Annotated in this window: 9 protein-coding genes; 5 read left to right on the top strand and 4 right to left on the bottom strand. The window is 67.5% G+C overall.

Annotated features, from left to right (window positions below; translation table 11 throughout):
* Positions 1-226 precede the first annotated feature (226 nt).
* The 3 genes from prpE (at position 227) to IAE56_RS19030 (ending at position 3,944) form a co-directional block, all read left to right on the top strand.
* Positions 227-2,107, top strand: coding sequence for a propionate--CoA ligase (prpE, locus tag IAE56_RS19020; RefSeq protein ID WP_164075534.1), 1,881 nt, complete (start codon positions 227-229; stop codon positions 2,105-2,107).
* A 227-nt stretch (positions 2,108-2,334) separates the two neighbouring features.
* Positions 2,335-2,838 carry a hypothetical protein gene (locus tag IAE56_RS19025; RefSeq protein WP_108767861.1) on the top strand — a complete coding sequence of 168 codons (504 nt, stop codon included), beginning with the start codon at positions 2,335-2,337 and terminating at the stop codon, positions 2,836-2,838.
* A gap of 50 nt (positions 2,839-2,888) precedes the next feature.
* Entirely contained in the window at positions 2,889-3,944 is a 1,056-nt protein-coding gene (locus tag IAE56_RS19030) for a suppressor of fused domain protein (protein ID WP_200753608.1), read from the top strand.
* A gap of 83 nt (positions 3,945-4,027) precedes the next feature.
* Here the strand turns inward: IAE56_RS19030 and IAE56_RS19035 are convergent, their stop codons facing one another.
* From IAE56_RS19035 to IAE56_RS19050, 4 genes are all read right to left on the bottom strand, one after another.
* Positions 4,028-4,639: a glutathione S-transferase N-terminal domain-containing protein gene (locus IAE56_RS19035; protein ID WP_108767863.1), complete on the bottom strand. Its 612-nt coding sequence runs from the start codon at positions 4,637-4,639 to the stop codon at positions 4,028-4,030.
* 81 nt (positions 4,640-4,720) lie between these two features.
* Positions 4,721-5,179, bottom strand: coding sequence for a cell wall hydrolase (locus IAE56_RS19040; RefSeq protein WP_004154513.1), 459 nt, complete (start codon positions 5,177-5,179; stop codon positions 4,721-4,723).
* A gap of 295 nt (positions 5,180-5,474) precedes the next feature.
* Positions 5,475-7,505, bottom strand: a complete 2,031-nt coding sequence (locus tag IAE56_RS19045; protein WP_200753607.1) for an NADPH-dependent 2,4-dienoyl-CoA reductase — start codon at positions 7,503-7,505, stop codon at positions 5,475-5,477.
* Between the two features lie 105 nt (positions 7,506-7,610).
* On the bottom strand, positions 7,611-8,252 hold the full coding sequence (locus tag IAE56_RS19050; protein WP_164075535.1) for a hypothetical protein: 642 nt from the start codon (positions 8,250-8,252) through the stop codon (positions 7,611-7,613).
* 557 nt (positions 8,253-8,809) lie between these two features.
* Between IAE56_RS19050 and IAE56_RS19055 the strand changes: the two genes are divergently transcribed.
* Both IAE56_RS19055 and IAE56_RS19060 read left to right on the top strand, forming a co-directional pair.
* Positions 8,810-9,904, top strand: coding sequence for an OmpA family protein (locus IAE56_RS19055; RefSeq protein WP_108767866.1), 1,095 nt, complete (start codon positions 8,810-8,812; stop codon positions 9,902-9,904).
* Between the two features lie 219 nt (positions 9,905-10,123).
* Complete coding sequence (locus tag IAE56_RS19060) at positions 10,124-10,636, top strand: hypothetical protein (protein ID WP_108767867.1); 513 nt, start codon at positions 10,124-10,126, stop codon at positions 10,634-10,636.
* Positions 10,637-10,692 lie beyond the last annotated feature (56 nt).

A 10,692-nucleotide genomic window follows, 5' to 3' on the forward strand; every position in this document is an offset into this window, starting at 1 on the left:
GCATGGATGCGGCGACCGAGCTTACAGGGACGTACTTGCAGCGTCCCCCTCGACCGGACCCACCCCGCCATCCCTCAGCGGCCCCGCTTTTGACGTTGACGTTGCTTCTGCGGGTGCAGGGCGGCAGCCCTGCATGAAAAACCCCACCCCCTACCAAGGTAGGGCGGCCCGCATGCCCGCGCCGGACTATCCTCGATTGCATGACTTTGTCTGGGAGGGCTGCGTCATGAACTACGAGGAAACCTACCGCCGCTCGATCGACGAGCCGGAGGCGTTCTGGGGCGAGGAAGCCAAGCGCATCTACTGGCATGTGCCGCCGAAGCAGGTGCTGGACTACAGCAACCCGCCGTTCCGCCGCTGGTATGTCGGCGGCGAAACCAACCTCTGCTACAACGCCGTCGACCGCCACCTCGTCGATCGCGCCGATCAGCTCGCGCTGGTCGCGGTCTCCACCGAAACCAACGTCACCCGCGAAATCACCTATCGCCAGCTGTACCGCGAAGTGAACGACTTCGCCGCGGTGCTGCAGCGCCTCGGTGTCGGCCATGGCGATCGCGTGGTCATCTACATGCCCAACATGGCCGAAGCCGTGTTCGCGATGCTGGCCTGCGCGCGCATCGGCGCCGTGCATTCGGTGGTGTTCGGTGGCTTCGCCGCGCACAACCTGGCGCTGCGCATCGATGATGCCAAACCGAAGCTGCTGATCGCCGCCGATGCCGGCATGCGCGGTGGCAAGGTCATTCCGTACAAAGCCATGGTCGACGCGGCCTGTGCCGAAGCGACCAACCCGCCGCCGCACGTGCTGATCGTTTCGCGCGGGCTGGATCCAGCCGAGCCGCGCGTGCAGGGGCGCGATGTCGAGTACGCCGCACTGCGTGCGCAGGTGGGCGAGGTGGACGTGCCGGTGAAATGGCTCGAATCCAGTGAACCCAGCTACCTGCTCTACACCTCCGGCACCACCGGCAAGCCCAAGGGGGTGCAGCGCGATGTCGGCGGCTATGCGGTGGCGATGGCGCAGTCGATGCAGACCGTGTTTGACTGCAAGCCCGGCCAGGTGATGTTCTCCACCTCGGACGTGGGCTGGGCCGTCGGCCATTCCTACAACGTGTACGGGCCGTTGATCGGCGGCTGCACCTCGCTGCTCTATGAAGGCCTGCCGACCAACCCGGACCCGGGCATCTGGTGGGCGCTGTGCGAGCAGTACAACGTGCGCACGATGTTCTCCTCGCCCACCGCCATCCGCGTGCTGAAGAAGCACGATGCCGATTTCATCCACCGCCATGACCTGGATGCGCTGAAGTATCTGTTCCTGGCCGGTGAGCCGCTGGATGAACCCACTGCGCACTGGATCAGCGAGGCGCTGGGCAAGCCGATCATCGACAACTACTGGCAGACCGAAACCGGCTGGCCGGCGCTGACCCTGCTGCCGGGGCTGGACATGAAGCCGGTGCGCTTCGGTTCGCCGGGCTTCCCCAATCTCGGCTATCGCATGAAAGTGATCGACGAGAACACCGGCGAGGAAGTCGCCGCCGGGCAGAAGGGCGTGCTGGTGGTGACGCCGCCGCTGCCGCCGGGCTGCATGAGCACGGTGTGGAACGACGATGCGCGCTTCATGCAGAGCTACTTCAGCCACTTCAAGGAACTGCTGTACAGCTCGCTGGACTGGGCCATCCGCGATGACGACGGCTACACCTTCATCCTTGGCCGCACCGACGATGTGATCAACGTGGCCGGCCATCGCCTGGGCACGCGCGAGATCGAGGAGGCAATCTCTGGCCACCCGCGGGTGGCCGAGGCGGCGGTGATCGGGGTCAAGGACGAGCTGAAGGGGCAGGTGCCGCTGGTGTTCGTCACCCTCAAGCAGGGGCTCAACGGCGAGGATCCGGCACCGGTGGTGGCCGAGATGATGGCGGCGGTGACCGCCTCGCTCGGCGCGGTGGCGCGGCCGGCGCATGTACACGTCGTCAACGCGCTGCCCAAGACCCGCTCGGGCAAGCTGCTGCGGCGTTCGCTGCAGGCGCTGGCCGAACAGCGCGACCCGGGCGACCTGTCGACCCTGGATGACCCCGGGGCGCTGGAAGAGATCCGCCGCGCGCTGGGGCGGTAAACCGGTCTGGTAGCGCCGGGCCATGCCCGGCGAGCGCGAAGCGCGGAAAAGCCGCCAGCCATGGCCTGGCGCTACCCAACTACCGCACATGCGCTAAGCTCGGCCTGTCATCGATCTGCAACAGGGCCTGCGCTTCGGGGAAGCTGCGCAGGCTCCGGCGATGGCGGGCAAGGGGGCGCGTCCGTCCGGGCGCGCAGATGAAGCGCATCAAGGATCGGGGGGGATGCATGGCACTGCTGCACGCCAAGACGGCCGCTGGCCGCCAGGAAATCGAAGACCGTGGCCGTCGCCTGCCGGCGGGACTGCGTTCGATCCTGTTGATGGTCGATGGCCGGCGCGATGACAACGAACTGCGCGGCCTGCTGGAAGGCCTGCGCGCACCGCAGGATGCATTGCAGCAACTGGCGGCGCTGGAACTGATCGAGGTGGTTGGCGGCTCGGTCGAGCCGGTCGCCGCGCGCGGCCTCAGCAGCGGCCGCGAGCAGGACCCGGCGCTGTACCAGCAGCTGTACGACGCGATGAGCGAAGCGGTCCGTCGCCATCTGGGCCTGAAGGGCTATTTCATGCAGCTGAAGATCGAGCGCTGCAAGGACGCGCTGTCGCTGGAGCGGCTGTGCCCGGAACTGCAGGAGGCCGTGGCGAAAGCGCGCAGTCCGGCGCTGGCCCAGCGCTGGTGGCAGGAAACCCAGGCGCTGCTGTCGCCGGCCACAAGCGAGGTCGTGCAGGCCTGACGCGGCGGGTAAAGTGGGCGGTGGATTCCACTGCCCCCGAGGAGACCTGCGTGCAGGACGAACAGGACACCACCGACACGCCCGGTTGGGACGCCATCAACGCCGCGCTGGCACCGCTGTATGCCGGCCAGGAGCCGCGCCATTACGGCACCGCGTTGCCGTACACGCTGGGCGGCCAGGATCCGCTGGATGGCATCAGCGTTTACTGGGCCGACGCGCCGCTGCCGCATTGGCACTACGTCACCTACGGCTTTTCCGAACTGTATGCCAAGGAAAGCAGCGATGCCGACGCCAGTGGCTATGGCTTCGAGCTGACCTTCCGGCTGGCGGCAGCGCCCGGCGAGAACGCCACCAGCACGCCGCCGGTGTGGCCGCTGAACCTGCTGCAGAACCTGGCGCGCTATGTGTTCGGCAGCGGCAACGTGTTCGAGGATGGCCACCATCTCAATGCCAACGGACCGATCGCACTGGAGACCGACACCCGCCTGTGCCATCTGGCCTTCATCGCCGACCCGCAGCTGCCGGCGCGTGACACCGCCAACGGCCACCTGCAGTTCCTGCAGCTGGTCGGCCTGACCGACGAGGAGATGGAAGCGGTCAAGCGCTGGTCGACCCGCGACGTGCTGCTGGCCCTGCAGCCGGCGATGCCGCTGTGGATCACCGACCTGCACCGCGGCAACCTGCTCGACGATCCCGCGCTGGCGGCACGGGTGCGGGAAGGCAGTGAACGCGAAGGTTCCAGCACCGGCATGCTGTTCATTGAAACGCTGCAGTGGCAGCAGGAGGCGGATGTGACCACGCTGGTGCTGGGCGCCGGGCAGGTCTCGAGCGTGAGCGAGCTGCTGGGCCTGCGCCTGCGCCACGGCAAGCCGCTGGAGCTGGTCAGCCGTGAGCGTCAGTGGACGTTCGTGCCTGCCGCTGGTGAGCCTGCAAATGATGTTGGAAGCGACAGCGCGCGCTGGGCCCTGGATGAGGCTGGGCTGCAGGCGATGGCGGTGGTGCCGGCCGAACGCGGGCTGTACCCGGTGGCGGATTCGCTGCGCATTGAAGTGGTGCCGACCCAGCTGCGCGACGGCAAGGGCGAGGTCATCCGCGAGATCGGCTGAGCGCGGTGAGCGCGCGGGGTGGGGTCAGAGCCGCCTGCTGCGCAGACGGATCCGACCCCGGGCTTCTGACCCCGTCCCAGGCGTCAGGCCAGGCCTTCGGCCTTCAGCACGGCCTGCACGCCGGCGTCAGCTTCCATGCGGGTCTTGAACGCCGCCACGTTGTCCAGGCCGACCAGGTCGACCTTGGCGGCCGCGGCCCAGCGCAGGGTGATGTAGAAGTAGGGATCGGCGAAGCTGCGGAAACCGGCCAGCCACGGCTTGTCGGCCAGCTGCTTGTCGGCGGTCTCGAACAGGCCACGCAGGCGCTTGCGCGCGGCGGCGCGGATGGCGTCGAACTGGCCTTCATCGGCGATGAACTTGGCCGGCCCGAACAGCGGCGAGAACGCCGGGTGCACGTCCGAATTGACGAAGGACAGCCAGCGGGTGGCTTCGGCGCGCTGCTGCGCACTGCCATCACCGGCCAGGCCGGCCTGCGGGAAGCTGTCGGCGATGTAGCCCATGATCGCTGCGTTCTGCAGCAGGATGAAATCACCATCGACCAGGGCGGGCACCGCACCGGCCGGGTTGATCTTGAGGAATTCCGGACCCTTCAGGGTGTCTTTGTCCAGCAGTTCCACGTCATAGGGCTGGCCGGTCCACTGCAGGGCGATGTGGTCGGCGGTGGAACAGGCACCGGGCTTGCTGTACAGCTTCATGGGAACTCCAGGCGGGGCGGGAAACGCCCACTATCCCAGAGCCTGCCGGCGCGCGGCAACGCTGCCGCCGGCAACAGATCGTTACGACTGGCGAGGCTTGAGGTTCTGCACCTTATAGAAGGTGTGGTCGCCGATGGTCGCCACCTGGTAGGCATTGCGCCAGTTCGGGCTGGCGATGGACAGCGCGGCGAAGTGGCTGGCGCCGGGCACGATCTCGCGGCGTTCGCCGGCCGGCAGCGCCCAGTTGCGCTCGGCGTCGAAGGCCACGTTCATCGCCTCGCTCCAGGCCGCGTCGTTGCCCAGCTGGGTGCCGGGGGATACGATGGTCGGGGCGAACTGCTTGCGCGCGGTGACCACCTGGCACATCGAATCACCCCACAGGCCACTGTCGAGGCGGCGCAGTGCGACTTCGGCGACGGCCTGCTGGCCGCGCAGGGTCTGGTCGCGGGCTTCCAGGTAAACGGTGGTGCTCAAACACAATGAATCAGCGGCCGGCTGCGGCAACAACTGCGACAGCCAGAGAATCCAGGCCAGTTTCATATAACTCCTTGCTCCGTGTGGGCCGCACCTCGGGATTCCCGCAGCGGGGGCTGCGGGCCGGGGTACGACTTGGCGTCATGGGGAGGCGGCCATCGGGGCCGCCCCGTGGGCGACCCCAAAAGAAACGATCAATCCGATCGAGGGGGTCGCGCCGGCTCACCGGAAACTGGCTGGTGAGCGGAAAGTTGGCGCAAGGTAGGGGGGGATTGCCGAACGCATCCTGAATCGGCTCGCTTGACATTCAGGTTCGGGCCGGGTGACGGAAATCACATTCCGTCCCCCATTCAGGCTCGAACTACAGCACGGCAGCCACCCGGCTGCCCTGATCGATTGCTCGTTTTGCGTCGAGTTCGGCCGCCACATCGGCACCGCCGATCAGCTGCGCGGCGATGCCCGCGGCCTGCAGTTCGGCCAGCAACGAACGGTTCGGTTCCTGCCCGGCGCAGACCACCACATGGTCGACGGGCAGCAGCTGTTCGCTGCCCTCGACGCGGATGCGCAGGCCATCGTCGTCCACGCCCAGGTACTCCACGCCGCCGAGCATGCGCACGCCCTTGGCCTTCAGCGTGGCGCGGTGGATCCAGCCGGTGGTCTTGCCCAGCCGCGCACCGGGTTTGCCGGCACTGCGCTGCAGCAGCCAGAGGCGACGCGGCGACGCCTCCACCTGCGGGGTGGCGAGGGCGCCGCGGGCCTCGAAGCGGCTGTCCACGCCCCATTCGGCCATCCAGCGCTGCGGGTCCAGCGACGGCGAGGGGCCGGCATGGCTGAGGAACTCGCCGACATCGAAGCCGATGCCGCCGGCGCCGATGATCGCCGCGTTGGCACCGACCTCGACCCGGCCCAGCAGCACGTCCAGGTAGCTGACCACCTTGGCATGGTCGGCACCGGGGAAATCGACCTTGCGCGGGGTGATGCCGGTGGCCAGCACCACCGCGTCGAAGCCGGCCAGGGCCGCCGCGTCGGCGCGGGTGTCCAGGCGCAGCTGCACGCCGGTTTCGGCCAGCTTGTGGCGGAAGTAGCGCAGGGTCTCGTGGAACTCCTCCTTGCCCGGGATGCGCTTGGCCACGTTGAACTGGCCGCCGATCTCCCCGCCGGCATCGAACAGGGTGACCTGATGGCCACGTTCGGCGGCCACCGTGGCACAGGCCAGGCCGGCCGGGCCGGCACCGACCACGGCGATCTTCTTCGGTGCGGTGGTCGGGTGGTAGACCAGCTCGGTCTCGTGCGCGGCACGCGGGTTGACCAGGCAGCTGGCCAGCTTGTTCTCGAACACGTGGTCCAGGCAGGCCTGGTTGCAGGCGATGCAGGTGTTGATCGCCTCCGCGCGGCCGGCGCGGGCCTTGTTCGGCCACTGCGGGTCGGCCAGCAGCGGGCGTGCCAGCGACACCATGTCGGCGCCGCCGCCGGCCAGGATGCGCTCGGCCACGTCGGGCATGTTGATGCGGTTGGTCGCTACCAGCGGCACCTTCACGTGCGGCTTGAGCTTGGCGGTGACCCCGGCGAAGGCCCCACGCGGCACCGAGGTGGCGATGGTCGGAATGCGCGCCTCGTGCCAGCCGATGCCGGAATTGATGATCGTCGCGCCGGCCGCCTCGATGGACTGCGCTTGCTGCACGATCTCTTCCCAGTTGCTGCCGTCATCGACCAGGTCGACCAGCGACAGCCGGTAGATGATGATGAAATCCGGGCCGCAGGCCTCGCGGATGCGGCGCACGATCTCCACCGCGAAACGCATGCGCTGGCGCGCGTCGCCACCCCAGGCATCGGTGCGCGTGTTGGTGCGCGGGGCGATGAACTCGTTGATGAGGTAGCCCTCCGAGCCCATCACTTCCACGCCGTCGTAGCCGGCCTCGCGGGCCAGCTTCGCACTGCGCGCGTAGTCGGCGATATGGCGTTCGACGCCGCTGGCCGACAGCGCGCGCGGGGTGAACGGATTGATCGGCGCCTTCAGCTTCGACGGCGCCACCGACAGCGGGTGATAGGCGTAGCGACCGGCGTGCAGCAGCTGCAGGCAGATCTTTGCGCCGTGCTGGTGCGCGGCGGCGGTGAGCTGGCGGTGCGGGCGCACTTCCCAGGGCCAGGACAGCTTGCCGCCGAACGGCTTCAGCCAGCCCACCACGTTCGGCGCGAAGCCACCGGTGACGATCAGGCCGACGCCGCCCTCGGCGCGTTCGGCGAAGTAGGCGGCCAGGCGCGGGAAGTCGCGGGCGCGATCTTCCAGGCCGGTGTGCATCGAGCCCATCAGCACCCGGTTGCGCAGCTGGGTGAAGCCCAGGTCCAGCGGGGAGAACAGGTGCGGATAGGCGGTTTCGTTGGCTGGCGACATGGTCGATACGCTTGCGTACGGAAGCGCGCAGCGTGCCGCGAAACCGCGGCCGGGGCAAGGGCTGGTGCAGCGCCCGGTAGCGCCGGGCCATGCCCGGCGACGCGGTCACCCGTGGCCGCGCTGCGCGCTCGCCGGGCGTGGCCCGGCGCTACCAACGGCCGGGCGGCCGATGCCGAACCAGCCCAGGGTGAATCCGCACAGCGGGCCGATCAGCACGGCGAAGGCCAGCGTGCCCAGGCCGATGTTGCCGCCCAGCCACCAGCCCACCGCCAGCGCGCTGCCCTCGATGAGGGTGCGGACCTTCCAGATCGGCCAGCCGGTGCGTGCGTGCAGGCCGGTCATCAGCCCATCGCGCGGGCCGGGGCCGAGCCGTGCGCCGATGTACAGGCCGGTGGCCAGCGCGATCAGCAGCAGGCCGGCGCAGAACAGCAGCAGCTGCCACGCCAGGCCGACGGCCGGCGGAAGCAGCCACAGGCCGAACTGCGCGGACGGCCCGATCAGCAGCACGTTGAGCACGGTGCCCACGCCGGGCTTCTGCCGCAGTGGCCACCACAGCAGCAGCACCACCAGGCCCACCAGGTTGGTGACCAGGCCGAACGACAGCGGCGAGTGCAGGGTGATGCCCTGTGACAGCACGTCCCACGGCGCCACGCCGATGGCTGCGCGCACCATCAGGGCAATGCCGAATCCGTACAGGAACAGGCCGGTGACAAGTTGCAGCAGGCGCAGGGGCAGGGCGGTGGGCATGCAGGTTCCAGGGGGGAGGGGGATCTGTTCCCACCGTAGTCCCGCTTTGGCCTTCGTTATAGATACAGATGCCGGGCAATGCGTGCGTACAGCGGCGTTGCCGCCAACGGGCTGTTCCGCATCAACGGTAATGACGGGCCGGGGCGTCAGAATATCGGCCAGCACGGAACTGAAACCACGACATCGAATGACGGTTTCACCACTTCTAGAGCCCGGGCGCGGTTCCTGTCATAAGGTTCCTCACTTCAATGGGCGCGCGCTGAATCCCGCCACGAAGCCCTTCGCAAAACCTGTCGCCTGTTCCCCTTAATCCCCTCCAAACCCTTGTCGCACGGGGGTCTTGCGGATTTTCATGATCCTGTATAGGGTTTCAACGTCGGACCGTTGGCTGGTCGGCTGCGACGCTTCACATGTTACGGGACTGTTAACATGACCTTCACCCGCCTGAGCATAATGTTCGCGGCGGTGGCGTGCTGAATCGGCTGTCGAACATCGACGCAGTAGTGCTGGCCCATGCCTCTACCGGTTTCATACCCCCGAAATAGGAGCTGTACTCAATGAACAAGAAGATCCTTACTGCCGCGCTGCTGGGTGGTCTGGCTTTCGCCCAGGCTGCGTCCGCGCAGGAGTTCGATGACCGCTGGTACCTGACCGGTTCGGCCGGCTTCAACTTCCAGGACAGCGACCGTCTGACCAATGACGCTCCGTTCGTGACCCTGGGCCTGGGTAAGTTCATCAGCCCGAACTGGTCGCTGGACGGTGAGCTGAACTACCAGAACCCGAACTTCGACGCCAACCAGGACCTGAACTGGTCGCAGTACGGCGTGTCGTTCGACGTGCGTCGCCACTTCATCCAGGAAGGCCGCGGCTGGAACCCGTACATCGTCGGTGGCCTGGGCTACCAGAAGTCGGAAGAAGAGTACGCTGCCGTCAACAACAACGGTCCGCGTGAGCGCAAGGACGGCAACCTGTCGGCCAAGCTGGGCGTCGGCCTGCAGACCACCTTCGAAAAGCGCGTTGCTGTCCGCGCCGAAGTGGCCTACCGCGCTGACTTCGACGACCAGAGCGTTGCCGCGCGCGACGAAAGCTGGTTCGGCGACGTGCTGGCTTCGGTCGGCGTCGTGATCCCGCTGGGCCCGGCCCCGGTGGCCGCTGTTGCCCCGGCTCCGGCTCCGGTTGCCCCGAGCTGCGCCGACCTGGATGACGACGGTGACGGCGTCAACAACTGCGACGACAAGTGCCCGAACTCGCAGCCGGGTCAGACCATCGGTCCGGACGGTTGCCCGGTGCCGGTCTCGATCGACCTGAAGGGCGTGAACTTCGACTTCGACAAGTCGAACCTGCGTCCGGACGCTGTGGCCATCCTGTCGGAAGCTTCGGAAATCCTGAAGCGTTACCCGGACCTGCGCGTTGAAGTCGCCGGTCACACCGACTCGAAGGGTACCGACGCTTACAACCAGAAGCTGTCCGAGCGTCGCGCCACCGCCGTGTACAACTACCTGACCCAGAACGGTGTGGACGCTGGCCGTCTGCAGGGCCCGATCGGCTACGGCGAGAGCCGTCCGATTGCCCCGAACACCAACCCGGATGGTTCGGATAACCCGGAAGGTCGCGCCAAGAACCGTCGTACCGAGCTGAACGTCCAGAACTAAGTTCTGACGCTCTGCCAGTAAGACACAGCAGGACCCGGCTTCGGCCGGGTCTTGTTGTTTGTGGGCCCAGGAAACACAGCCGTCACGCCCTCTGAACGACCGTTCGTCGGCGTTTTGCCCGCAAAACCAATGAGTTGCCGTATTCATTGAAAGTGGCGCTTGAAAGCTGTCGCGGCATTGCTAAACTCGCCGCGTCACTTCCTTTCGTGGATGCACCTCATGCTGCGCTCTGCATCGGCCGCCGTCCTGGCGCTGGCCCTGGTTCCCGTCGCCCACGCGGCGGTTGATTGCTCGGTCAACACCAGCGCCTCGCCGCTGCCCCTGCCGGCCACGGCCATCGCGCCGGTGGCCGATGAGCTGTACATCCGCGGCACCCAGCTGGGCATGTCCAGCGGCGTGCTGGGCAGCAGCTACGATCCCTCGCAGTCGCTGGACCAGGTGCTGCAGCGCCTGCGCATCGATGGCTGCCAGAACATCGCCAAGGCCATCCCCAGCGCACCGGCGGTGAAGCCGAACGATCCGGCGGCCTACAAGCCGCAGACCGAGTTCGACAACACGCCGTGGCGCTTTGACATGAGCCAGAACGGCAAGCGCATGACCGCCGAAGAGTTCGACGCCTGGATGAAGGCGCGCGGTGTGCGCGTGGTCAAGGCGCGTCCGGCGCCGGCTGCTGCCGCTGCCCCGGCTACCACCGAAGCACCGGCTGAGACCAAGCCGGGCGAGAAGAAGTAAGCCGCGCGGGGAGCAGAGGCTTGCGCACGCGCCGCCCTCCTGCCACCCCCGCCGCC

Source organism: Stenotrophomonas sp. S41, from assembly GCF_016624625.1.
Taxonomy (GTDB): Bacteria; Pseudomonadota; Gammaproteobacteria; order Xanthomonadales; family Xanthomonadaceae; genus Stenotrophomonas.